Origin of the sequence: Isoalcanivorax indicus (genome assembly GCF_003259185.1) — a bacterium.
GTDB classification, from domain to species: domain Bacteria; phylum Pseudomonadota; class Gammaproteobacteria; order Pseudomonadales; family Alcanivoracaceae; genus Isoalcanivorax; species Isoalcanivorax indicus.
This window is the reverse complement of record NZ_QGMP01000001.1, coordinates 1,149,135-1,171,414: the sequence shown is the minus strand read 5'-3', so window position 1 is coordinate 1,171,414 and position 22,280 is coordinate 1,149,135. Positions and strand designations below refer to the sequence as shown.

Sequence of the window (22,280 nt, the reverse complement as noted above, 5' to 3'; positions counted from 1 at the left end):
ACTGTTCTTATTTGGTGGCTACAACACTAAAGCAAAAACCGAATAATAACTCCAGGGAGAGCATCACTATGTTCGGAGTCTTTCGAAAATTGTTATTAACGACATTGCTGGCATTACTGCCTTTTGCCACGCAGGCCAGCTATACGCAGACACAATACCCCATCGTACTGGTCCACGGGCTGTTCGGTTTCGACAGCATTGCCGGGGTCGATTATTTCTATCGCATCCCCGAAGAACTGCGCCGCGACGGCGCCACCGTCTTCGTCGCCCAGGTCTCTGCCGCCAACAGCACCGAAGTGCGCGGCGAGCAACTGGCACGTCAGGTGGAAGACATTCTGGCGGCCACCGGCGCCAGCCGTGTGAACCTGATGGGCCACAGCCATGGCGGCCCGACCATTCGTTACGTGGCCTCGGTCTACCCCAATATGGTCGCGTCTGTCTCCTCTGTCGCGGGCGTCAACTGGGGGGCCCCCATGGCCGATATCCTCCAGGGCGTGTCCGACCATATCCCGCTCAGCAGCAGCGTGATCGCTGGCCTGGGCAACAGCTTTTCCGGCCTGATCAACCTGATTTCCGGTGGCGGCCAGCCGCAGAACATCAACGCGGCCCTGCGCTCACTGACCACCGCCGAAACGATACGCTTCAATAACGACTATCCGGAGGGCATGCCGTCCAGCTACTGCGGCAACGGCGCGGCCGTTGGCCCCAATGGCGTGCGCTACTACTCCTGGAGCGGCGGCCGCACACTGACCAACGTGCTGGACGTGACCGACCCCTTCATGGCGGCGCTGTCCGTGGTGTTCCTGGGTGAGAAGAATGACGGCCTGGTGGCCAGCTGCTCCAGCCGCATCGGCCATGTGATTCGTGACGACTACCGCATGAACCACCTGGACGAGGTCAATCACCTGCTGGGGCTGCGGCATATCTTTGAAACCAGCCCTGTGGCCGTGTTCCGCCAGCAGGCCAACCGCCTGCGTAACGCCGGCCTCTGATCCTTTCGCCTGACGGCAGGCCGCGCCCCCCCGGGGCGGCCTGCCCCCTTCCCGATGCCCGCCCCACTCATTGACCGCGACTGCCCATTGCGCCGGCGCTTTGTGTCAGTACAGCCCTCGCCCGCCCGCACATCAGGCGCTATGCTGAATTGAACACCCTATAAGGACAACAGCCCCATGAAAAAGGTATTCAGTGCCCTGGCGGGCCTGCTTCTGGTGAGCACGACCATGACGGCGGCCGCCAACGAGCCCATCACCCGGAAAATCTGCGTTTTCGATATCGCCGGTAATGCCGGCCCCATCATGCAGGCCATGCGCGACTGGCGCACCGACGCCCTGAGCTGGGGCCTGCGTGCCGAACTGGTGCCCTACACCAACGAAGCCATCGTGTCCGAGGACCTCCAGGCCGGAATCTGTGATGCCGGCCTGATTACCGGCATCCGCACACGCAACTTCAACCGCTTCGCCGGCACCGTGGACTCCATTGGCGGCATCCCCGATTTCGAGCATATGCGCATGGTCATGCAGGTGCTGGCGCACCCGAGCAGTGCCGAAAGAATGGCAACGGGCAGCTACACCGTCATGGGTGTCGCTCCGGCCGGGGCGGCCTATGTGTTCGTCAATGATCGCGAGATCAACACGCTGTCGCGAGCCGCTGGCAAACGGGTCGCGGTGCTGGAGTTCGACCCCACCCAGGCCGAGCTGGTCAGCCAGATCGGCGCTACGCCGGTCCTGTCGGACCTGACCAACTTCTCCAACCGTTTCAACAACGGTGTGGTGGATGTCATCGCCGCGCCCCTGGCCACCTACAGCGCTCTGGAGCTGTATCGCGGCCTGTCACCCGATGGCGGCATCATCAACTACCCGCTGGCACAGATCACCGTGCAGTTGGTGGCCCGCAGCAGCCGTATCCCGGCAGACATTGCGCAGAAATCCCGCGAGTATTTTTTCGATAACTTCGATGCCATTCTTGACGTGCTGAATGCCGAGGCCTCAGCCATCGACCCGAAATGGTTTGTGGAAATTCCGGAGGAAGACAAGGCCGAGTACGAGGACATGATGCAGGAAGCGCGCATTGATCTGCGGGAAAAAGGCCACTACAGCCCGGAAATGCTGACCTTGCAGCGCCGTATTCGCTGTCGTTTTGATAATACCCGCGGGGAGTGCACCAACCCCGTCGAATAAAGTCCGTTCCGACAAGACCCGAAAAAACGCCGGCAGGAATGCCGGCGTTTTTTTATGCCTGGCTGGCGCGTTACAGGCCAATCTGCTTGGCAATCACCTCATTCATGATTTCATAGGTGCCGCCGCCAATGGACAGAATGCGGTTGTCGCGATACAGCCGCTCCACCTTGCTCTCGCGCATGAAGCCCATACCGCCGAACAATTGCACGGCATCATAGGTCACCTTGTCAGAGACATTGGTGGCAAAGTTCTTGGCCATGGAAATTTCCCGGATCACGTTTTCCCCGTTCTGGATACGGGCAGCAATGCGGTATGTGTACTCACGGCTGATTTCCACCTGGGTGGCCATCTCCGCCAGCTTGTGGCGGGTCACCTGGAAGCCACTCAGGCTGCGACCGAACGCCTTGCGGTCCTTGGCCCAGGCCATGGCTTCGTCCAGCGCCAGCTGGGCGGTGGTGTTGGCCATCACGCACAGCATCAATCGCTCCATCTGGAAGTTGGTCATGATGCAGAAAAAGCCGCCGTTCTCCGGGCCGATCAGATTGGCCTCCGGTACACGGCAATCCTCGAAAAACAGCTCGGCCGTATCACTGGCCCACCAGCCCATCTTCTTCAGGTTGCGGCCCACCGTGAACCCCGGGGTGTCCTTTTCGATCAGCAGCAGGCTGACGCCGCCGAAGCCGGGCTCGCCGGTGCGCACGGCGACCGTGTAGTAATCGGCACGCACGCCGGAGGTGATAAAGGTCTTGCTGCCATTGACGACATAATGGTCGCCGTCACGCACGGCGCGCGTACGCAGGTTGGCCACATCCGAGCCACCGCCCGGCTCGGTAATCGCCAGCGCGGCAATCTTGCGCCCGGCCAGCACCTCCGGCACCACGCGCTGCTTCATTTCCTCGCTGCCCCACTTCCACACCGGCGGCAGGCCGATGTCCAGTGAGCCCAGGCTGGCCACCAGCCCCCCGGAGGTGCAGCGCATCAGCTCTTCCGAGGCGGCCACTTTCATGAACACATCCTGCTCGCCGGCACCGCCCAGCGCTTCCGGGTGGCCGATGCCCAGCAGACCGGCCTCAGCCGCCTTGCCATACAGCTCGCGGGGGAAGCTGCCCGCCTCTTCCCACTCGTCAATGAACGGCAGTATTTCGCGCTCTACAAAGCGGCGCACGGTTTCCCGCACCATGCGGTGGGTATCGTTGAAGTAGTCGAGTGCTGTTGTCATGGGTCCTCCCAAAGAATGAGGGAACGCTACCAAGCAAGCGCTTGGTAAGCAAGACCCGAGAGTACAGCCACGGTTGTTTTCAGGGAGGACTCAACGTTCGAGTTGGCGGCGGCCACGCAGGGCGTGGGCCAGAGTGGCGCCGTCGACAAACTCCAGATCGCCGCCCATGGGTACGCCCTGGGCGATGCGGGTGACAACGATGGGGGTGCCTTCGACCATGTCGAGAATGTAATGGGCGGTAGCTTCACCCTCCACCGTGGTGCCCGTGGCAAGGATGATTTCGCTGATCTCACCGCTCTGGATCTGCTGTTCCAGCAGGTCCAGACCGATCTGGCGCGGGCCGATGCCGTCGATGGGCGACAGGTGCCCCATCAGGACGAAATAGCGGCCGCGATATTCCCCGGCCTGCTCGATGGCCAGCACGTCCGCGGGCGACGCGACCACACACACCAGCGCCTGATCACGGCGCTCGTCGGTGCATACCGGGCACAGGTCGTCTTCCGCAAAATTGCGACAGCGACGGCACTGTTGCACGCCTTCCATGGCGCCGGTGAGCGCCTCGGCCAGTTGCAGGCCGCCCTCGCGATTGCGCTCCAGCAGACTGTAGGCCATCCGCTGGGCCGAACGCGGCCCCACACCCGGCAGGCAGGTGAAGGCGGTGATGAGTTGCTGGACCAGCGGCGCGTGCTTCATGGGGAGCGGCTCAGAACAGTTTGAAACCGGGCGGAATCGGCATCCCGGCGGTCAGGCTGGACATCTTTTCCTGCTGCTGCGATTCCACCCGGCGCACGGCGTCGTTGACGGCGGCGGCGAGCAGGTCTTCCAGCATGTCCTTGTCTTCCGTCATCAGCGACGGGTCGATCTCGACCTTGCGCACATCATGGCGCCCATTCATGGTCACCTTGACCATGCCAGCACCGGCTTCACCGGTGACTTCGGCGCGCGCCACCTCTTCCTGCATCTGCTTCATGCGTTCCTGCATGGCCTGCGCCTGTTTCATCAGGTTGTTCATGTCAAAGTCCATGGGGGCTCTCCTGGGCCGGGGCGGCGGGCTCGATGGAATCATCATCGAGCCGCGCGGCAAAGGTTGTCATCAGTTCACGCACAATGGCGTCGTTATGCAGCGCCTCGCGAGCGTCTTCCAGGCGCTTGCGCTGGCGCCGGGCGGCCAGCTCGTCGGGCGTATCGCTGGCGCCGTCGTCCACCTGGATATCCAGGCTGACCGGGCGGCCCAGGTAATCCGTCAGGCTCGCCTCCAGTGAGGCAATGCGTTCACGGCTGGCCAGCACCTGATGCCCGGAGCGCAGCGCCATATGCCAGCGATTCTCGGTACGCCCCACCAGCACGCAGTTGCGGGCCAGATTGCGCACCACGCCCTCGATATCCAGACGTTCCACCAACTGCGCCCACCAGGCGGCCGGATCCTTGCGCGCCGCACCGCCGCTGGCATTCTCCAGCGCCTGGGCCGCTGGGGCCTCATGCGGTGAGGCCTCCGCCACGGACAGCGCCGCTGCCGCAGGCGCTGTCCGGGTCTCGGCACGGTTGTCAGCGCGGCCGTCAGCCTGGGCGCGGGCCACAGGACGGGTATCGGCGTCGTGCTCCCGGGGGGCAACCTGGACGTCCGCCTGCGCCGCGCCGTGTACGGGCGCCTGCTGCATCGCCGCCGTGGCAGGCATGGCAGACGCCGTCTGTGCGGGCGCCGAGGGCGCCTGAGCCTGCGGTGACGCCTGAGCCGGGGCGGCGGCGCTCAGCGCCGGCTCAGTGGGCTTTTTTGCCGCAGGCACCGCCTCGGCTGGCCCGTCACCGATGACCCCCTGCGGGCTGAACAGCAGCATACGCAACAGGATCATTTCCAGCCCGGCACGGGCGTCCGGCACCTCGGGCAAATCACGGCGGCCACGCACCGCCACATCGTAGAACAATTGCAATGGCTCCGCCTGAAACTGGCTGGCCAGCTCGCTCACGGCGGCCTCGGTCTCGCGGCCGGGCACCACCTGCGCCACCGCCAGCCGGTGCAGGGTGCTGATCAGTTCATCCAGCAACGACAATTCGTCCGGGCTCTGCTCGGCCACGGTATCCAGCGCCTCCAGCAGCCCCGCTGCCTCCCCGGCGGCGAGCGCCCGCAGCAGTGTCAGCACATGGGCGCGGTCCACGGTACCCAGCATCTGGCTGACGGCGGTCTCACTGAGCTGCTCACCACTGAAGGCAATGGCCTGGTCCGTCAGGCTCAGGGCGTCGCGCATGGAACCGCGCGCCGCACGACCGATCTGGCTCAGGGCCGGCGCCTCGAACGGAATCATCTCCCGTTCCAGCAACGCCTGCAGGTGCGTGGCAATGCGTTCGGCGGGCAGCGCCTTGAGGTTGAACTGCAGGCAACGCGACAGGATGGTCACCGGCAGCTTCTGCGGATCAGTGGTGGCGAGCAGGAACTTCACATGCGGCGGCGGCTCTTCCAGCGTCTTCAGCAGTGCATTGAAGCTGTGCGCCGAGAGCATGTGCACTTCATCGATCAGGTAGACCTTGTAGCGGCCGCGCGTCGGCGCGTACTGGACGTTATCGAGCAACTCGCGGGTGTCCTCCACCTTGGTCCGGCTGGCGGCATCCACCTCGATCAGATCGACAAAGCGATTCTCGGCAATTTCCCGGCAACTGTCGCAGACACCGCAGGGCTGGGCACTGACGCCCTGCTCGCAGTTCAGGCATTTGGCCAGGATGCGGGCAATGGTGGTCTTGCCGCAGCCACGGGTGCCGGTGAACAGATAGGCATGATGCAGGCGGTCCTGATCGAGCGCATGGGACAGCGCACGCGAGACATGCTCCTGACCGATCAACTCGTCGAAGGTCCGGGGGCGGTATTTACGGGCAAGTACCTGATAGGTCATGAACAGCGGCCGTGTCGAATAGCAAACGCCAATGCTACCACGGGCAGGGCCCTGAAATGGAGGTGGCCCCGACAGCCACACCCCGGCACACGATATGACTGCTACCGTTGCTCCCTTCCGGGCCTGGCGGGGTTCACAGCTGATCGTTGCGGGGGGACCGACGGGGCCACCATTAAACGCCTGCCACCGACTGCGGTCTTGCGACCCTGGGACAAGCGGGCGGCATTGTGGCGAATGGACGCGCAGGTTGCAAGCGCCGGGGGCGCGTCGCAGGATGGAGGTCACTGGAGGAGACCCGCATGACACGTATAGCCATCAATGGATTCGGACGGATCGGACGCTGCCTGGTGCGGGCCATCCATGAGCGCGGCCTGCAGGATTCACTGCAGCTGGTGGCCATCAACGACCCGGTATCCCCCGAGATGCTGGCCCATCTGCTGCGCCATGACACCACCCATGGCCGCTTCCGCGTGCCGGTGACGCAACAGGACGACATGCTGCAGATCGGCGACAGCGCCCCGGTACGCTGCCTGGCCGAGACCGACCCCGCCGCCCTGCCCTGGCAGGCCATGCAGGTGGACCTGGTGCTGGAATGCTCCGGCCGCCTGAAGAGCGCCGCCAAACTCGCCGGGCATCGCCAGGCCGGTGCCCGCCGCGTACTGGCCGCCTACCCGGTCAGCGATGCCGATGCCATGGTCGTTTACGGCGTCAACCACGACACGCTGCACAGCGACCACACCCTGATTTCCAATGCCAGCTGCACCACCAACTGCCTGGCGCCCCTGGTCAAGGTTCTGGACGACGCCTTCGGCCTGGTGTCCGGGCAGATGACCACCATCCACGCCTACACCAACGACCAGAACCTGATCGACAAGGCCCACGGCGACCTGTACCGCGCCCGCGCTGCCGCCGTGAACATGATCCCCACCCGCACCGGCGCCGCCGGTGCCGTCGGCAAGGTCCTGCCCCACCTGGATGGCCGTCTGGACGGCATGGCCGTGCGCGTCCCGCTGCTCAATGTCTCCCTGGTAGATCTGCACTGTGTGCTGCAAAAGCCTGCCGACCGCGACGCCATCAACGCCACGTTGCGACACGCCGCCGAGGGTGCGCTGAAAGGCATTCTCGCCGTCAACGACGAGCCGCTGGTGTCCTCGGATTTCAACCAGGACCCGCACTCCAGCATCGCCGATCTGACCCAGACCCGGGTGATCGGCGATCAGGTCAAGGTGATCGCCTGGTACGACAACGAATGGGGCTTCACCCAGCGCATGCTGGATGTCGCCCTGCATCTGGCACAGCTGGATCAGAAGAACGGACTGTAACCGTCTTCTTCGGCCGCCATGCGCGCTTCCCGATGCCGCTCGGTCATGATGCGGCGGACGCTGCGCTCCTGATTGCCGTCATCGGTATCCACCATCACCAGATATTCGCCGCGCTCGACATCGGGCAGGAAACGTTCCAGGTGGTGGTTGCGCCGTGAAATACCGATCAGGCCGCCGAACCAGGCGCCCAGACAGGTAAAAAAGGCGGTACTGGCAATCAGCGCCACCGTGCCCAGCGGCACACCGAACGGTGCGACCGCCACCAGAATCAGCCCGAGCAGCAGACCGCATACGAGGCCGCCGATAGCCCCGACAAAACCGCTGTGCATGATGTCGGTCTCTTCCCAGGGGGTGGTGGTGTGCACGTGCGCTTCTTCCAGCACGGTGTGGTTCTTGCCGAGCACGTACATGCGGTTGTAGCCGATGCCCACTTCCTCAAGATCCCGATGAATACCGAGCACGCTGGAAAGCGATTTGGTCATGTAATAAAACCGTTTCATGGGTAGCGCCTCCTTGGTGTGGTTCTGGCCTGGGGGCGACTGCACGGCTGCCAGCAGGCTTACTGCTTCAGCATGATCCAGTGTAGGGGCAAGGTGGGGTGAAACGCCTGCGTGGCTTTAGATCAGTTTGGAATAATCAGATTTTGGTCATAGCTGGGGGTTATTAGCCCGGTGGTTGTGGTCCATTCTTTCGGGGTGTGGTGGTTGTGGTCCTCGGGGGGCGGGTATGGGTTTTCTGGACACGCCGTGAATACATCCATGTAGGCTCTCGTTCGGCATCCATGCCTCTCGAAGGTCCAGAAAACCCATACCCGCCCCCCGAGGACCGTCACGCGCAGCCTGGTTAACAACGTTCAGCCAACCGAAAGTTTTGTTCGCCTCGTAGGCTGGGTTGAGCAAGAACCAAACCAGCAGCTGGCAAGCAATTCGTTAATCTCACTGAACGTGACGGCCCGCAGGGTCGGGCAAGGGCTTTCTGGACCTTCGAGAGGCATGGATGCCGAACGAGAGCCCCCAGGGACGGGTTTACGGGGTGTCCAGAAAGCCCTTGCCCGACCCTGCGGGCCACCACCGAACAATCAGGATGGAAAAAACTTAGTGCTCGATATCCTGCCCAGCAGACACGTCACCATCAATGGGAATAACCCGCGCCCGACGCGCCTCAGGAATTTCGCGCTTCAGGCGAATCTCCAGCAACCCGTCACGCAAGTCCGCGCCCTCCACAAAGACATGATCAGCCAAGCGGAAATTACGCTCGAAATTGCGCCGCGCAATACCGCGATGCAGCCACGTCACGTCTGCCTCATCGTCCTTGACCTGCTGCGCACGCACGGTCAACTGATTTTCGCGCGTCACGATTTCCAGATCCTCGCGGCGATAGCCCGCCACCGCCATCACGATACGGTAGCGATCCTCACCCTCGCGGATGATGTCATACGGCGGAAACGTGCTGCTCTGGTCGGCGCGCAACGCGCTGTCCAGAAGTTCATTGAAACGGTCAAAGCCTACGGTATGGCGAAACAGCGGCGCCAGAGAAAACTCGGTATTCATGATCCATCCTCCTCTACGCGCACAGGCCCGTCAGGCACCCATGGCGCAAGCAACATTTGTCATTAAACCTGTGTCATCAAAGCTGTCGTGTGACATTTCAGCCGGCTGTTCTGGTCACAGGGAGGAAGATGGTGGCGGCCGGTTTTTTTTCAAGAGTTCAAGGGGCCAGTACAGCCAGCGGCAGGTCCGGCTGGTTGCGGCGGAACCAGCAGGCGATGCTCAGGCGGTCATGGCGGGCGGGCAAGACTTCGTGGGGAATGCGTTCACTGAGAAAACAGACCAGGGTGCCGGCGCGCGGCGCCACGTCGAGAACATGCAGGCGTGTCTCGGGGTCTGGCCAGAGGCGCAGCTGGCCGCCGTCTTCCGGCGTCCAGCCGGTATTCAGATACAGGACCATGGACACCACCCGGGCATTGTTGCCCTTGAAAGCATCCAGGTGGCGGCGGTAGAAACCGCCTGGCGGATAGAGCGCGAAATGGGCTTCCAGATCGAACAGCCCCAGAAACAGTTCGCGATTGATCTGCACCCGCAGGTCCTCCAGCAGCGACAGCAGTCGCTGCTGTGGCCCCGTCGTCCCGTTCAGCCAGCAGGTGCGATCGCCACGGATGCTGGCATCACGCTGCCGCTCGCCCGGGCCACCAATGGCGGCCTCGACGAACTCCCCGCGCCGGTCGCGCAGCAGCGCTTCGCGGCGCAGGGCACGCACCAGTACCGGGGGCAGGAAAGCGGGGATCGCGGCGTAGCCGTTGCCGGCCAGGCCGGCCACGAGCTGTTCCACCGGACTGGCGTGCGGGTCGGCGGGGGTGACCGGGATCATTGGCGGTATCGGTTCAGTGGAGGGCGTTTCCTGCAGGGGCGCTGGACGGGGTGTCGTCCTCGCCGGGCCACAGCAGGCAGCCCACCTGGCTGCACTCATCCAGCAACTGGCCGCATTCCTGAACGCTGAACTGGACAAAGTGGACGAACTGGTCGGCGTTGATACCCTGCCCGCACAACAGCAGGTCGCAGGCGATCAGACGCGGCAGGGTGTCATCGTTGATATCGAGAAACAGCTTGAGGCCCGGGAACATCATGTTCAGGCGGCTGAGGTCCGCATGCACCATCAGCAGGCTGGAGGGGCGGATTTCCAGCTCGGCGGTGAACATGACACCCTGCTCTTCCACAAACAGGCGGGCGTCGATCAGGCCTTCTCGCTCCTGCAATTCGCTCAGGTGCAGACCATGGCAGTCATTGCACAGGTAAAAGGGCACATCCGCCTGGCGCAGCCAGCGCTGCAGCTGTTCGCTGTCGGGCACGGTCAGGGATTGCATGGGCGGCTCCTTATTCCTGTGGCTCTCTTTCCTGTGGTGCGCTTCCCGTTCTCCGGGGGCCGCATCATCCGGCATTCCGCCGGGGAAGAAAAGCGCTACGGTCACCCCCTGACCGGAACTGTGCCGAAACCGTCGGTTACGATCATTGGCGCCAACGTCCTGGCCCCCTACTCTGCGACGATTGCCCGCTAATAACAATCTGGAGACGCTCCGCATGAGCCAGCCACAACCACAGATCGCATTCCGCTCCAGCGATCACCTGCACCAGACCACCGATGGCTATATCCGGCGTATGGCCCGTGCGGACGCACGGCCGGAGCCGGACACGCTGGAAACCATCATGGAGGTGTTCGTCGATGAATCGCTGTCGGCGTTCTTTCTGCAACCGACGGAGCTTGTGGGCCTGAGTCCGCGCATGCAGCGGGTCATTCGGGTGGCGGCGGACACCATCAGCAAGGCCACGGGCATGGTGGTCAAGCGGGCGGCGCGCAAGCTGGCGTTGCCGCAGCACAAGGATGCGGCGGATTACATGGAGCAGATGCGTGTCATGGTGCCGGGCAGCGAGGGTGAGGAGCGCTGGTATGTGGCTTTTCCGGTACCGGAGGCGTTGGCCGGGCAGCTGGAGCGGGCGCGGGATCAGGCGGAGGGTGGCGACACGGTGAGGGCGGCGGCGACGTTGGCGGCGGCGTTGCACGAGATCACGGATATTGCGTTGCACTGGTATCTGGCGGAGCCGGTGCGGTTGCTGCGTTTCGGGCCCATCATGAAGAAGATGGCGCATGTGGCGATGGAGACGACGCGCAAGGCGACGCATGGGGTGATCCGGCGGGTGTTTGCCGATATGGAGGGCGAGCAAGTCGTACTCAGCACGCGCTACATGGCGGCCATGGTGTTGCGGCCCGAGGCGTGAGGGCCACCTCCATTGCGTTCGACAAAGCAAGTTTCGCCGTAGCCCACTGGGTCACCCTCCAGCAGAGAGGCGTTGAGGCGGGGTACGCCCTTCCGGGACCGCTCAAGCCGTCCATGGGCGCTCTTTCTTTGGCCATCCCTGGCCAAAGATGTCCCTACAGGGCGCACCCCGCCTCAACGCCGGAGCGAGATTTCAAGCCTGGTGGCTATAGAGTCTGCAGGAGGAACAAAACCATCGGCCACCTGCCAGCTTGAAGATCAGGCTGCGCGTGACGGCCCTCGGGGGGCGGGTAAAGGGTTTCAGGACTGTCGAGAGGCATGGATGCCGAACGCAAGCCTACACGGACGTATTTACGGCGTGTCCTGAAACCCTTTACCCGCCCCCCGAGGGCCACAACCACCCAACCCAACAGAATGGCCCCAAAAACCCGTCAGCCAGCCTCAAGATGAGCCGCCATACGCTCGGCCACCATGATGGTGGGGGCGTTGGTGTTGCCGCCCGGCAGGAGGGGGAAGACGGAGGCGTCGATGACGTGCAGGCCGTCGAGGCCGTGGACGCGGCAGTGCTGGTCCACCACGGCGAGGTCGTCGCTGGCGGCGCCCATCTTGCAGGTGCCCACCGGGTGGTAGATGGTCTCGCCGTGGCGGCGCACGGACTCGGCGATCTCGTCGTCGGTCTGCACGGCGGGGCCGGGAAGGTGTTCCTCGCCGCGGAAGTCATCGAAGGCGGGCTGGGCAAAGATCTGGCGGCACAGTTTGACCGCTTCCACCATCACGGCCACATCGCGCGGGTCACTCAGGTAGCGCGGTGCAATTTTCGGGGCCGCCATGGGGTCGGCGGACCACAGGTCGATTTCGCCACGGCTGTGCGGGCGCAACTGGCAGGCGTGCAGCATGAAGCCGTGGCCCGGGCCCATTTCGCGGGCGTGGTCGAGCATGAAAGCCGGGATGAAATGCAGCTGTACATCCGGGATCTCGCTCGCCAGGGGGGTGCGCAGGAACGCCCCGGCTTCCAGCCCGTTGGTGGTGCCCAGGCCGGTGTGGGTGCGCAGGTACTGGAACAGGGTGCGCAGGCGGGCGCTGAAGCGGGTCTGCTCGAACAGGGTGATGGGCTGGGTGCAGTGGTGCTGCACGGTGACGTCCAGGTGGTCCTGCAGGTTCTTGCCGACGCCAGGCAAGGCATGTTGCACCGGGATACCGTGGGCGGCGAGGCGTTCGGGGTCACCGATGCCGGACAGCATCAGGACCTGGGGCGACTGGACGGCCCCGGCGCAGAGCAGCACTTCATCGGCACTGAATACCCGTTCGCGGCGACCGACACGGGCGCGCACGCCGGTGACGCGTTTGCCGTCCAGCACCAGCTGCGTGACGTGGGCGCCGGTGATGAGGGTCAGGTTCGGGCGTTCGCGCACCGGCGGGGGCAGGAAGCAGCGGCCGGTGCTCTGGCGGATGCCGTCGCGGATGGTCACCTGGTACCAGCCGGCGCCCTCCTGCCGGGCGCCGTTGAAGTCGTCGGTGCGCGGCAGGCCGGCCTGGTCGCAGGCGTTGAGGAAGACGTCGAACAGGGACATGCCGGAGGTGGGCGGTGACACGCCAAGCTCGCCTTCGGTGCCGTGGTACTGGTGGGTGTCGGCGTTGAGGGGGCCAGCATAGCCCTCGGATTTGCGGAACCAGGGCAGTACGCTGTCGTAATCCCAGCCTTCGCAGCCGGGCAGGTTGGCCCAGCGGTCGTAATCACTGCGGTGGCCGCGAATATAGATCATGCCGTTCATGGCACTGGAGCCGCCCAGCACGCGCCCGCGGGGCCAGTACAGGCGGCGTTCGTTCATGTGTGGTTCCGGGGCGGTATCGAAGTACCAGTTGGTCCAGCGGCGTTTGAGCAGTTCACCGACGCCGGCTGGCATGTGGATAAACGGGTTCCAGTCACGCGGACCGGCTTCCAGGAGTATCACCTGGTTGCGGGGATTGGTGGACAGGCGATTGGCGAGTACGGCGCCGGCTGAGCCGCCGCCCACGATCAGATAATCGGTCATCCGGGCCTCATCTTGTTGTTTGCGCGCATTGGCACGTTGCAGCCACTTCAATCTAGCGGCTGCTCTGGCCCTTGCCCAGCCCGGGCAACATGGACACAACAAACGTATACCGTCCGATGTCGGACAATCGATGATGGCAACTTGCCTGCACTGCGGGCTTTGTCTATGTTCACGTGAGTGAACCGCCCGGTCACGGTGTGCCACCAGGCCACCCTGAGCGGGCGTTTTTCGTTCGCGACGCGGTACGCCGCCACGGGCCAGGGAACCCGCCATGCCAGATTCGCATCATCCGGAAGACCTGCCCGCACAGCTGGTGGACGATCAGGGGCAGGTCCGTTTCGGCCTTTTTCCCGGTACGCTGCCACGCATCAACGGCAGAGACAGTGACCACCGTACGCCCATGGGGGCTCCGGCCTCGCGCTGGGCGCGGCACTTCCATTACAAGCAGTTCCAGTATTTCGGCATCATCAGCGACGCGCTGCTGGCGGGGTGCGCCTTTGCCCATACCGGCTATATCGGCATCGCTTTCTTCTACACCTTCGAACCGGCCACGGGGCGTCTGCGGGAATTTACCTGGCGGTCGCCGCTGGGTCGGGCCTTGCAGATGTCCGCGTCCCCTGTGTCCGGTGAGAGCCGTTTCCGGCAAGGCAAGGTGGACCTGCGCATGGGTTACGCCCGTGAAGGCGAGACCCTGGTGAAGACCCTGCAGGTTGATATTCCCGGGCTGACGCTGGAAGCGCGCATGGTCGAGGAGGCCGACTACAGGCCCATGTCGCTGTGCACCCGCACCGGGGTCAATGGCTGGGTCTATGCCAACAAGGTCGCCGGTGTGCCGGTGCAGGGCAGCCTGCGCAGCGACGACACCGTGCAGGACCTGCCATCACTGGGCGCCTGCGGGCACCATGACTTCTCGGCCGGTTACATGCGCCGGGAAACCTTCTGGAACTGGGCCTGCCTGAGCGGCACGGTGAATGGCCAGCATCTGGGCCTGAACCTGTCCTGCGGGGTCAACGAGACCAGCCATACGGAGAACTGCCTGTGGCTGGACGGCGCTCTGATCAAGGTCGACACCACGGTGTTCGAGTACGACCGTGACCATCTGCTGACGCCCTGGCATGTCACCAGCAACGACGGCCAGGTGGACCTGCGTTTTACCCCGCTGGGGAATCATCGGGAGCGGATGAATCTGGGTCTGTTCGCGAGCAACTTCAATCAACTGTTCGGTCGCTTCGAGGGCACGCTGAGGCTCCACGACGGCCGCACCCTGAGCGTTCGAAACCTGTACGGGTTTGTCGAGGAGCAGTACGCCAAATGGTAGAAAAAAGCGATTTTCAGCCTCAGAACCTGCGCGAAAAATTCCGTCTGGGCGTGATCTGGATAGTGCAATACTGGAAGGAGCTGTTCAACTTCCGTTTCGACAAGTACATGATCATCCAGGTGATACCGGGGGTGTACGGTCTGGCCCTGGTGGCCATCGGCTTTGGTCTCTTGTACCTGTGTTTCGAGGCGTTTTTCCAGTCCACCTGGCGCGGTATCTTCTATCTGTTTTTTGCCGCGCCGCTGACGTTTCTGGTGCTGGCCTCGGTGCTCCGGGCGCTGCTGGAATTCTACATGGTGGTGTTCCGTATCTCCGAACATGTGGACGAGCTGGTGGGCATCCGCGATACCGTGGACCGCTTGTCCGGCATCAGTGACTCGGTGGACGAGATGGCGGCCCTGACCCGGCGCATCCCGTTCTGGAAAGCACTCACGGGCACCCAGCGCAGCCGCGCCCGGGTCCCGGACGCCGCGCGACGACGCAAGGACGAGGACAGCTGAAGCAGGTCGGCCTCACAGCCTCTGCGCCTCTCAAAGCGTCTGCGACAGGGCGGCACTGACCAGCCGCCGCTGCAGGCGCTCCCGCACACTGCCCGCCTTCCACAGGCCCATGCGCTCCAGATAGGGGCGCAGCCGGGCATCATCACTGTCCTGCTGTATCGCCCGGCGGCCCAGTTCCAGATAATCCTTGCTGCCCGCCTTTTCCTTGAGCCAGGCAAGCGCCTTGACCAGCCCCCGCTCGGTGTCATCGAAATCGGCCCCCAGCGGGAATAACGGAAACACCTTCTGGCGATCAAAGGCGTCGGCCTTTTCCGCCAGCTTTTCAGGCGTGTTGTAACGGAACGGCTCCGGCACACGATAATCCGCGCTGATCTTGCCCGCCTTGGCCGCCTGCGCCAGCAGGTCGCTCTGGAAGCGGCTGTCGCTGATATTGACCATGGCCGCCACCACCTCGGCATCCGTTTTGCCACGCAGATCCGCGATACCGTATTCCGTGACGAAGATATCGCGCAGATGGCGCGGGATGGTGTTGTGGGCATAGCTGAAGACGATGTTCGAGACCGCCTCCCCGCCCCGCTCACGCCAGGCGCGGAGCATCAGGATACTGCGCGCGCCTTCAAGTTCATGGGCCTGGCACACGAAGTTGTACTGACCCCCGACCCCGGACAGGACACGGCCATCATCAAGCTGGTCCGACACCGCCGCCCCCAGCAGGGTCGCGGTAAAGGCGGTGTTCACAAAGCGCGCATCCTGACGCTGCAAACGCTTCAGATCTTCTTCACCGTACAACTGATTGATAAAGCTGATGCGGGTCATGTTGATGGCTGCCGCCAGCTCGGCGGGCAAACTGCGCAGCCGCTCGTAGAACGCCGCTGGTCCCAGGAAAAAACCGCCATGCATAATGGTGCCGCCCCGCAACGGCTTGCCCAGATGCGGGGCCAGCGCCTTGCGCGTTTCCTCATCGTGCAGGTTGTTGGCCCATTGCTGGCTGCCCAGACGCAAGGCATCGTCCTGCAACTGCAGCGCCTGCGGCACAAACCCGAAACGCTGCAGCCACGCCAGGGTGGCATCCTCCAGACAGGCATCAATCACCCCTGCCGCGATCAGGGCATCCAGGCTCTCAAGGGAGGCTTCAGGGCGCAGCGCGCCCTGGTTCAGCAGTAACTGGAGATTCTCATCGGCAAACACCGGGCGCCGGATCACACCGCCATCCACCAGCGACATCAAGCCGTGGGTAAACATCTCACTGCACCCGTACAGCCCCTCGGCAAAGCGGTCCATCCCGCCCTCGGCCTCGACCAGGCGAGCGAAACGCTCGCTGCCAAACGCGCGCGTCACATCGCGGTAACGGGCATTATCGTGCTCGCGCATCAGGGCGTGGTGCACCAGGGCATCGCCGAGGGCGCCGATGCCGATCTGCAACAACCCGCCATCACGCACCAGGGTGCTGGCATGCAGGCCGACCAGGTGATCCTGCAGGGTCACCGGCATGTTCGGGGTACTGAACAGGCGGGTGTGCGTGCTCGCGTCGTTGATCACCAGGTCGAAGGTGCTGCTGTCGACCACGGCGTCGCCGCCCATGAAGGGCAAGTCGTCATGCACCTGAGCCACCGCAACGATCACCTCGCCTGCCGCACGACGCGCTTCCAGCAACGGCATCAGATCGAGGGTGACCTCGGGGTTGCAGGCCAGGCTGAGCTTGCCGGGCTGGTCGTCACGGCGGGCCACCAGCTGCGCGGCCACATTGACACCCGCCGCATTCAGGTCGCGGGCCACGTGGGTGTAGTTGCTGCTGATGTAATGGCGCTGTGCGTGGGCATTGCCCAGTTGGCTGCCGGGCTGGAAAAAGAACTCGCAGACGCGAACGTTGGCCGGCAGACGGTTCTTGCGCAAATCGGTGAGATAATCCAGATCAGCGTAGTCGCCAAAAACGCGCTCGGCAAACGGCTTCAGAAACCGGGCTTCCAGGTCGCTGCCTGCGACGGGGCGGCCCAGTGACAGCGCGGTGTAGAGGGTAAGCTGCAGGCTGCTGTCCTTGCAGGCGCGCTGGTATAACGCATTGACGAACTGATTCGGTTTGCCCAACCCCAGGGGCATACCGAGGCGAATATCCTTGCCGACACGACGAATGACCTCGTCGACAGCGGCCTCCACGGCATCCAGCGGTTGACCGGCACGCATCATGATCTGCTCCCTGCTTGTGACGATGTTATCGACACTGCCGCATGGACCCTATCTTGGCAAGGGCTGGGCAAGCGCGCCATTGTAAAAGCCCGCAAAGCCTGCGCAAAAAAAAGGCTCCACAAGGGAGCCTTTTTTCGGGATGAAAAGAGATCAGGCAGTAATGGCCGCGATCTTTTTCATCAGCTCGACCTGGGAAGCGGTCGGCTGGGCAGTTTGCAGTGCCATCAGTTTGCTCATGTCGCCTTCGATGCGGATCTGGCCGCTCATGAAGCCCTGCATACCGGCAGACTGGTCGCCTTCGATGAAAATGCGCTTGGCCAGATCAGCCGGCAGGATCATGGTGGTCGGCGCGCCGTCCTTGTGACCCTTCTCGATCATGCCGCCGACCAGCGACATGTGCTGCTCGCTGTCACCGCTGATGGTGATGTTGATGACCAGATCAGCCAGGGCCGCCGGGGCTTCAATCTCGCCCGCTTCCGCGCGCAGCTCGTCAACCTTGGCAAACCATTCGTCAGACAGAAATTCGACGCTCATTACCTGTTCTCCTCGAAATATGTGGGAGCTTCGACACCCAGCCTGTATCCGGATTTCCGAGCGCCCTTTCAAACGCTCGTTCGAAACGTTCCTGTACCTTATAGAATCCCCCGGGGAGTGGCAATAGCCGCAAAGCCGCCCCGTCGGGCCCAAGGTCAATAGAGGTAATTGAACATTCTGCGGCGGTATTCACTGGCCAGCGGATCGCCCTTCGGCAGGCATTCGAAGACCCGCAGCAGGGCTTGCCGGGCGACGCCATCGCGGTAGCTGCCGTGGTCGCGCAGCAAGGTCAGCAGCGCTTCCAGGCCGTCGCGGAACTGCCCGGCGGCGGCGGCCTGCAGGCCGTAGGTATACAGATCTTCCGGGGTGGGCGCGGTGGCGATGCGCTGGGCCAGCTCGCCCAGGCTGATGGGGGCGTTGTCGCCGAACTCCTCCAGCAGGGCAAAGCGGGCGCGAAACGGGCGCAGGGGTTCCACGTCTTCGGCCATCTCGGCGAGGGTGGACTGGGCTTCGTCGACACGGCCCTCACCCAGCAGGTATTCCACCAGCAGGGCGCGCAAGGCGTGCAGCTCGGGTTGCTGGCCCAGGGCCTGGCGCAGGGCCTGTTCCGCCTGCTGGCCATGGCCAGCGGCAATGGCTTCGCGAACGCGTTCGACAAAGGCCTCCTGCTGGGCCGCTTCGTCTTCTTCGCCGCCCAGCACCGGTGCCAGCCACTCGCGCAGAGCGGCCTCGGTCTGCAGGCCGGAGAGTTCGGCCACCAGTTGCCCCTGAAACACCAGCTTCAGTGTGGGCAGGCTGCGCACGCCAAACTGCCCGGCGATGATCTGCTGTTCGTCGGCGTTCACTTTCGCCAGGATCACGGCGCCCTGGTATTCGCGCACCAGCTTTTCCAGGATCGGCGCCATCTGCTTGCAGGGCTGGCACCAGTCGGCCCAGAAGTCGACGATCACCGGCACCTGGCGGGAGCGTTCCAGCACCTCGGTCAGGTTGTGTTCGGTGATATCGACAATCCAGTTCTCGGTTTGCGGTGACTGCACAGTCTTTCTCCTTTCAACAATGGCGGCGATTGTACGACATCACGCCAGCCAGCACAGCAGGGGCAGCTTTTACGGCATTTTCATACACAGCGCGTAACAGTGCGCTACCATGATGGTTCACACAGTTCAGGAGTCCGCCATGAGTCTGCTCGTCTCGGTACTGATTCTGCTCGCCCTGCTGGCTGCGCTGCTGTATCGCGAGGTATCGCTGCGCACCGGCTCCATCGCCATGGCTGTCGCCTGGTTTGCCCTGGGCTTTGTCAGCCCTGCCATTATTCATCCGCTGGCCGTCATTCCCTTCCTGCTGGTACTCGCATTACTCAATATCACACCCCTGCGGCAACTGGTGATTACCAAGCCGGTGTTTGCGGCGTTGGCCAAGGTCATGCCGCCGTTGAGTTCCACCGAGCAGGAAGCCATGGAAGCCGGCTCCACCTGGTGGGAGAAAGAACTGTTCTGCGGCAAGCCGGACTGGAAGATGTTCTCCGACATTCAGGCGCCTCGACTGACGGATGAAGAACAGGCGTTTATCGACAACGAAGTCGAAGAACTCTGCGGCATGCTGGACGAATGGGAAATCCATCATGAACTGAAGGATCTGCCCGAGCCGGTCTGGCAATACCTGCGCGACAAGCGCTTTTTCAGTCTGATCATCCCGAAAGAATACGGCGGTCTGGAGTTCAGCCCCTACGCGCAAAGCCGGGTGATGAGCAAGATTGCCACCCGCTCGATTACCACCGCCGTCACCGCCATGGTGCCCAACTCCCTCGGCCCGGGTGAGTTGCTGATGAAATACGGCACCGATGAGCAGAAGCAGCGCTGGCTGCCAGGGCTGGCCGACGGGACAGAGCTGCCCTGCTTCGGCCTGACCGGGCCGGAGGCCGGTTCCGATGCCGGGTCGATTCCGGATTCGGGCGTTGTCTGCAAGGGCCAGCACGAAGGGCAAGAGGTCATCGGTCTGCGACTCAATTTTTCCAAACGCTGGATCACGCTGGCGCCGGTCGCCACCGTCGTCGGGCTGGCGTTCAAGCTGTATGACCCCGACGGTTTGCTCGGTGATGCGGACAAGAACGAATACGGCATTACCTGCGCGCTGATCCCCGCCGATCACCCCGGTGTCGAGATCGGGCGCCGTCATTACCCCGGTTCGCCGTTCATGAACGGGCCGATCATGGGCAAGGACGTGTTCATTCCGCTGGACTGGATCATTGGCGGTCAGGACATGGCCGGCAAGGGCTGGCGCATGCTGATCGAGTGCCTGGGCGCCGGGCGCGGCATTTCCCTGCCCGCGCTGGCCACGGCCAGCGGCGAGGTGGGATACCGCATGGTCGGTGCCTTTGCCCGGATTCGCCGCCAGTTCAATATCGAGGTCGGCAAGTTCGAGGGCGTGCAGGAGGCCACCGCCGAGATCGCCGCGCTGGCCTATACCCTGGAATCGCAGCGTCATCTGGTGACCAAGGGGCTGGAAGACGGCATTCCCGCCGTCATGACGTCGATGGCGAAATACCATGCGACCGAAATGATGCGCACCCTGATCAATCACGGCATGGATGTGGGCGGTGGCCGTGCCATCCAGCTGGGGCCGCGCAACTTCATGGCCCTGCCCTACCAGTCGATTCCGATTGCCATCACGGTGGAAGGGGCCAACATCCTGACCCGGTCACTGATGATCTTTGGTCAGGGCGCCATGCGCTGCCACCCGTATCTGTATGACGAGGTGCAGACCCTGACCCATGAGGACAAGGACAAGGCCCTGCAACAGTTTGATCCGCTGTTCATGAAGCATGCGGGTTACACCCTCAGCCGCGGGGTACGCATGGCGCTGCTCGGCCTGACCGGGGCGCGCTTCTCGGCCGTGCCCGACAACGCCACCGACTTCAACCGTCGCTGGTACCAGCAACTGAACCGCTTCAGCGCCATCCTGTCGGTCACCGCCGATGTCACGCTGGCCATTCTCGGCGGCGACCTGAAGCGCCGCGAACTGCTCTCGGCGCGGCTGGGTGACTGCCACAGCCAGTTGATGCTGGCCTCCAGCATCATCAAGTACCACGGCACACAGCCGTCTGACCGGGCGCAGGATGCGCACGCGGAATATGCCCTGACGCGTGCCTTCTACAAGGCCCAGGAAGCGCTGTTCGAGTTCTATCGCAACTTCCCGGCGCGCGCGGTCGCTCGCCTGATCCAGGTCATCGCCTTCCCCGGTGGCCGGGCCGTGCAGGCACCCTCGGATGATCTGATCCGGGAGTTGGGCGACTTGATCATGGAGCCCACCAGCGTGCGCGAGGGCCTGGGCAGCTACACCTATATCTCCCTGGAACGGGAAGATGCCATGGGTCGGGTGGAAACCACCTACCGCAAGCTGCTGGAAGTGGATGATGCCTGGCAGAAGGTGCTGCGTGCCGCCAGCAAGGGGCAACTGGCCGGTGAGACCTTTGCCGATCAGGTCGCCTCGGCCGCCGCACAGGGCATTATTGGCGAAGCGGACATCACGCCGCTGCGCGAGTACGACGAGATGCGCTATGACTGCCTGCTGACGGATGCCTTCGAACCGGAGTTCTTCCGCCGGGCGGCAGTAGGACGTGATGAGGAAGCGGCCTGATACGGCACGCCGTTCGGTCTGCACGCTGCGCTTCGCTGCTCAGGCAGGGAAGCGCAGCGTTTTACTGAACGTCAGAAGCGGTAAGCGATGCCCAGCCCCACCACCGTCTGTTTGGTGAAGTCGTTGCGCACAGACCGCAGCACTTCAACGTTCACGCTCATGATGTCATCCAGCGCCCAGTCGACCCCTGCCCCGTAGGACAGCCCATCATCGCGCTGACGGCTGTCGCCGATCTCCGTGCGCGCGTAGGTGTACCCGGCCAACGCGTACGGCGTATAGGCCTCACCGGTGGGCAGATTGACGAGGCCATAGGCGCCATAGTTGTAGCGATTCTTGACCTTCTCACCCAGATGACTGCCACTGCCGATGCCGGTACTGAGGCGCGCCTCGGCACCCAGCACCTGCCCGAAACGGGCGCCACCGCGTACCACCATGCTGTCGAGTGATGTATTGATGTCGCCGCGTTTGAAGTCGGTCCAGGCGTATTGCAGCCCACCGTAGGGGGTAATGTCGCTCATGTCTGCAGCGGCCACGGTACAGGCGCTGCCGATCATCAGACCGTATAGTATTTTTTTCATGGTCGCTCTCCGTGTGTCGGGCTCCTCAGGAGCAAGGGATCGCTTACTCCAAGCGATCCCCTTGAGCATACCTCACATCGCGGGCCGCGCACGACCACGCTCAACGCTCAGGTCATGTTGTTATGTGA

Annotated in this window: 20 protein-coding genes and 1 other RNA gene; 7 read left to right on the top strand and 14 right to left on the bottom strand. The window is 63.4% G+C overall.

Annotated elements, in window-relative coordinates:
* The first annotated feature begins 68 nt into the window (after positions 1-68).
* Positions 69-992 (top strand): esterase/lipase family protein, encoded by a 924-nt coding sequence (locus DKW65_RS05440; protein WP_111656304.1) that lies wholly within the window; start codon positions 69-71, stop codon positions 990-992.
* A 177-nt stretch (positions 993-1,169) separates the two neighbouring features.
* A complete protein-coding gene (locus tag DKW65_RS05435; protein ID WP_111656303.1) occupies positions 1,170-2,177 on the top strand; it encodes a putative solute-binding protein in 1,008 nt (335 codons plus the stop codon).
* Between the two features lie 70 nt (positions 2,178-2,247).
* Here the strand turns inward: DKW65_RS05435 and DKW65_RS05430 are convergent, their stop codons facing one another.
* The 5 genes from DKW65_RS05430 to ffs form a co-directional block, all read right to left on the bottom strand.
* A complete protein-coding gene (locus DKW65_RS05430) occupies positions 2,248-3,396 on the bottom strand; it encodes an acyl-CoA dehydrogenase family protein (RefSeq protein WP_111656302.1) in 1,149 nt (382 codons plus the stop codon).
* Between the two features lie 90 nt (positions 3,397-3,486).
* Positions 3,487-4,089 carry a recombination mediator RecR gene (gene recR / locus DKW65_RS05425; protein ID WP_111656301.1) on the bottom strand — a complete coding sequence of 201 codons (603 nt, stop codon included), beginning with the start codon at positions 4,087-4,089 and terminating at the stop codon, positions 3,487-3,489.
* A 10-nt stretch (positions 4,090-4,099) separates the two neighbouring features.
* Positions 4,100-4,420, bottom strand: coding sequence for a YbaB/EbfC family nucleoid-associated protein (locus tag DKW65_RS05420; RefSeq protein ID WP_111656300.1), 321 nt, complete (start codon positions 4,418-4,420; stop codon positions 4,100-4,102).
* On the bottom strand, positions 4,410-6,278 hold the full coding sequence (gene dnaX / locus DKW65_RS05415; protein ID WP_111656299.1) for a DNA polymerase III subunit gamma/tau: 1,869 nt from the start codon (positions 6,276-6,278) through the stop codon (positions 4,410-4,412). The genes DKW65_RS05420 and dnaX overlap by 11 nt, the downstream gene beginning before the upstream one ends.
* Before the next feature lie 66 nt (positions 6,279-6,344).
* Positions 6,345-6,441: signal recognition particle sRNA small type (gene ffs, locus DKW65_RS05410), an RNA gene on the bottom strand.
* Between the two features lie 136 nt (positions 6,442-6,577).
* Between ffs and gap the strand changes: the two genes are divergently transcribed.
* Positions 6,578-7,600, top strand: a complete 1,023-nt coding sequence (gene gap, locus DKW65_RS05405; RefSeq protein ID WP_111656298.1) for a type I glyceraldehyde-3-phosphate dehydrogenase — start codon at positions 6,578-6,580, stop codon at positions 7,598-7,600.
* On the opposite strand, the gene DKW65_RS05400 is transcribed toward gap, so the two are convergent.
* The 4 genes from DKW65_RS05400 to DKW65_RS05385 form a co-directional block, all read right to left on the bottom strand.
* A complete protein-coding gene (locus tag DKW65_RS05400) occupies positions 7,582-8,100 on the bottom strand; it encodes a hypothetical protein (RefSeq protein WP_111656297.1) in 519 nt (172 codons plus the stop codon). The two genes, gap and DKW65_RS05400, sit on opposite strands and share 19 nt — an antisense overlap.
* Positions 8,101-8,694: 594 nt before the next feature.
* Entirely contained in the window at positions 8,695-9,150 is a 456-nt protein-coding gene (locus DKW65_RS05395) for an Hsp20 family protein (RefSeq protein WP_111656296.1), read from the bottom strand.
* Between the two features lie 157 nt (positions 9,151-9,307).
* Positions 9,308-9,967, bottom strand: coding sequence for a 2OG-Fe(II) oxygenase (locus tag DKW65_RS05390; RefSeq protein ID WP_111656295.1), 660 nt, complete (start codon positions 9,965-9,967; stop codon positions 9,308-9,310).
* Positions 9,968-9,980: 13 nt separating this feature from the next.
* On the bottom strand, positions 9,981-10,460 hold the full coding sequence (locus DKW65_RS05385; RefSeq protein ID WP_111656294.1) for a type III secretion system chaperone family protein: 480 nt from the start codon (positions 10,458-10,460) through the stop codon (positions 9,981-9,983).
* A 214-nt stretch (positions 10,461-10,674) separates the two neighbouring features.
* Here DKW65_RS05385 and DKW65_RS05380 point away from each other — a divergent pair, with 214 nt between their 5' ends.
* Complete coding sequence (locus DKW65_RS05380) at positions 10,675-11,370, top strand: hypothetical protein (RefSeq protein ID WP_111656293.1); 696 nt, start codon at positions 10,675-10,677, stop codon at positions 11,368-11,370.
* Between the two features lie 430 nt (positions 11,371-11,800).
* On the opposite strand, the gene DKW65_RS05375 is transcribed toward DKW65_RS05380, so the two are convergent.
* On the bottom strand, positions 11,801-13,402 hold the full coding sequence (locus DKW65_RS05375) for a GMC family oxidoreductase (protein WP_111656292.1): 1,602 nt from the start codon (positions 13,400-13,402) through the stop codon (positions 11,801-11,803).
* Positions 13,403-13,673: 271 nt separating this feature from the next.
* Here DKW65_RS05375 and DKW65_RS05370 point away from each other — a divergent pair, with 271 nt between their 5' ends.
* Both DKW65_RS05370 and DKW65_RS05365 read left to right on the top strand, forming a co-directional pair.
* Entirely contained in the window at positions 13,674-14,720 is a 1,047-nt protein-coding gene (locus tag DKW65_RS05370; protein WP_111656291.1) for a DUF2804 domain-containing protein, read from the top strand.
* On the top strand, positions 14,714-15,220 hold the full coding sequence (locus DKW65_RS05365) for a DUF4282 domain-containing protein (RefSeq protein ID WP_111656290.1): 507 nt from the start codon (positions 14,714-14,716) through the stop codon (positions 15,218-15,220). The genes DKW65_RS05370 and DKW65_RS05365 overlap by 7 nt, the downstream gene beginning before the upstream one ends.
* 30 nt (positions 15,221-15,250) lie before the next feature.
* Here the strand turns inward: DKW65_RS05365 and DKW65_RS05360 are convergent, their stop codons facing one another.
* The 3 genes from DKW65_RS05360 to trxA all read right to left on the bottom strand — a co-directional run bounded on the left by DKW65_RS05360 (position 15,251) and on the right by trxA (position 18,975).
* Complete coding sequence (locus DKW65_RS05360) at positions 15,251-17,404, bottom strand: acetyl-CoA hydrolase/transferase C-terminal domain-containing protein (RefSeq protein WP_245932398.1); 2,154 nt, start codon at positions 17,402-17,404, stop codon at positions 15,251-15,253.
* A gap of 150 nt (positions 17,405-17,554) precedes the next feature.
* Positions 17,555-17,938, bottom strand: a complete 384-nt coding sequence (locus DKW65_RS05355; RefSeq protein WP_111656289.1) for an SCP2 sterol-binding domain-containing protein — start codon at positions 17,936-17,938, stop codon at positions 17,555-17,557.
* Positions 17,939-18,093: 155 nt separating this feature from the next.
* Positions 18,094-18,975 carry a thioredoxin gene (gene trxA, locus DKW65_RS05350; RefSeq protein WP_111656288.1) on the bottom strand — a complete coding sequence of 294 codons (882 nt, stop codon included), beginning with the start codon at positions 18,973-18,975 and terminating at the stop codon, positions 18,094-18,096.
* A gap of 139 nt (positions 18,976-19,114) precedes the next feature.
* Between trxA and DKW65_RS05345 the strand changes: the two genes are divergently transcribed.
* On the top strand, positions 19,115-21,574 hold the full coding sequence (locus DKW65_RS05345) for an acyl-CoA dehydrogenase (RefSeq protein ID WP_111656287.1): 2,460 nt from the start codon (positions 19,115-19,117) through the stop codon (positions 21,572-21,574).
* Between the two features lie 71 nt (positions 21,575-21,645).
* Here DKW65_RS05345 and DKW65_RS05340 read toward each other — a convergent pair whose 3' ends face one another.
* The gene (locus DKW65_RS05340; RefSeq protein ID WP_162925725.1) at positions 21,646-22,152 is read right to left on the bottom strand and encodes a porin family protein; all 507 of its coding nucleotides are present in this window, start codon (positions 22,150-22,152) and stop codon (positions 21,646-21,648) included.
* Positions 22,153-22,280 lie beyond the last annotated feature (128 nt).

Excerpts from the sequence above, each read along its gene's own strand:
- DKW65_RS05440 (WP_111656304.1), top strand. The coding sequence starts at position 69 with ATGTTCGGAGTCTTTCGAAAATTGTTATTAACGACATTGCTGGCATTA.
- DKW65_RS05435 (WP_111656303.1), top strand. The coding sequence starts at position 1,170 with ATGAAAAAGGTATTCAGTGCCCTGGCGGGCCTGCTTCTGGTGAGCACG.
- DKW65_RS05430 (WP_111656302.1), bottom strand. The coding sequence starts at position 3,396 with ATGACAACAGCACTCGACTACTTCAACGATACCCACCGCATGGTGCGG.
- recR (WP_111656301.1), bottom strand. The coding sequence starts at position 4,089 with ATGAAGCACGCGCCGCTGGTCCAGCAACTCATCACCGCCTTCACCTGC.
- DKW65_RS05420 (WP_111656300.1), bottom strand. The coding sequence starts at position 4,420 with ATGGACTTTGACATGAACAACCTGATGAAACAGGCGCAGGCCATGCAG.
- dnaX (WP_111656299.1), bottom strand. The coding sequence starts at position 6,278 with ATGACCTATCAGGTACTTGCCCGTAAATACCGCCCCCGGACCTTCGAC.
- gap (WP_111656298.1), top strand. The coding sequence starts at position 6,578 with ATGACACGTATAGCCATCAATGGATTCGGACGGATCGGACGCTGCCTG.
- DKW65_RS05400 (WP_111656297.1), bottom strand. The coding sequence starts at position 8,100 with ATGAAACGGTTTTATTACATGACCAAATCGCTTTCCAGCGTGCTCGGT.
- DKW65_RS05395 (WP_111656296.1), bottom strand. The coding sequence starts at position 9,150 with ATGAATACCGAGTTTTCTCTGGCGCCGCTGTTTCGCCATACCGTAGGC.
- DKW65_RS05390 (WP_111656295.1), bottom strand. The coding sequence starts at position 9,967 with ATGATCCCGGTCACCCCCGCCGACCCGCACGCCAGTCCGGTGGAACAG.
- DKW65_RS05385 (WP_111656294.1), bottom strand. The coding sequence starts at position 10,460 with ATGCAATCCCTGACCGTGCCCGACAGCGAACAGCTGCAGCGCTGGCTG.
- DKW65_RS05380 (WP_111656293.1), top strand. The coding sequence starts at position 10,675 with ATGAGCCAGCCACAACCACAGATCGCATTCCGCTCCAGCGATCACCTG.
- DKW65_RS05375 (WP_111656292.1), bottom strand. The coding sequence starts at position 13,402 with ATGACCGATTATCTGATCGTGGGCGGCGGCTCAGCCGGCGCCGTACTC.
- DKW65_RS05370 (WP_111656291.1), top strand. The coding sequence starts at position 13,674 with ATGCCAGATTCGCATCATCCGGAAGACCTGCCCGCACAGCTGGTGGAC.
- DKW65_RS05365 (WP_111656290.1), top strand. The coding sequence starts at position 14,714 with ATGGTAGAAAAAAGCGATTTTCAGCCTCAGAACCTGCGCGAAAAATTC.
- DKW65_RS05360 (WP_245932398.1), bottom strand. The coding sequence starts at position 17,404 with ATGATGCGTGCCGGTCAACCGCTGGATGCCGTGGAGGCCGCTGTCGAC.
- DKW65_RS05355 (WP_111656289.1), bottom strand. The coding sequence starts at position 17,938 with ATGAGCGTCGAATTTCTGTCTGACGAATGGTTTGCCAAGGTTGACGAG.
- DKW65_RS05345 (WP_111656287.1), top strand. The coding sequence starts at position 19,115 with ATGAGTCTGCTCGTCTCGGTACTGATTCTGCTCGCCCTGCTGGCTGCG.
- DKW65_RS05340 (WP_162925725.1), bottom strand. The coding sequence starts at position 22,152 with ATGAAAAAAATACTATACGGTCTGATGATCGGCAGCGCCTGTACCGTG.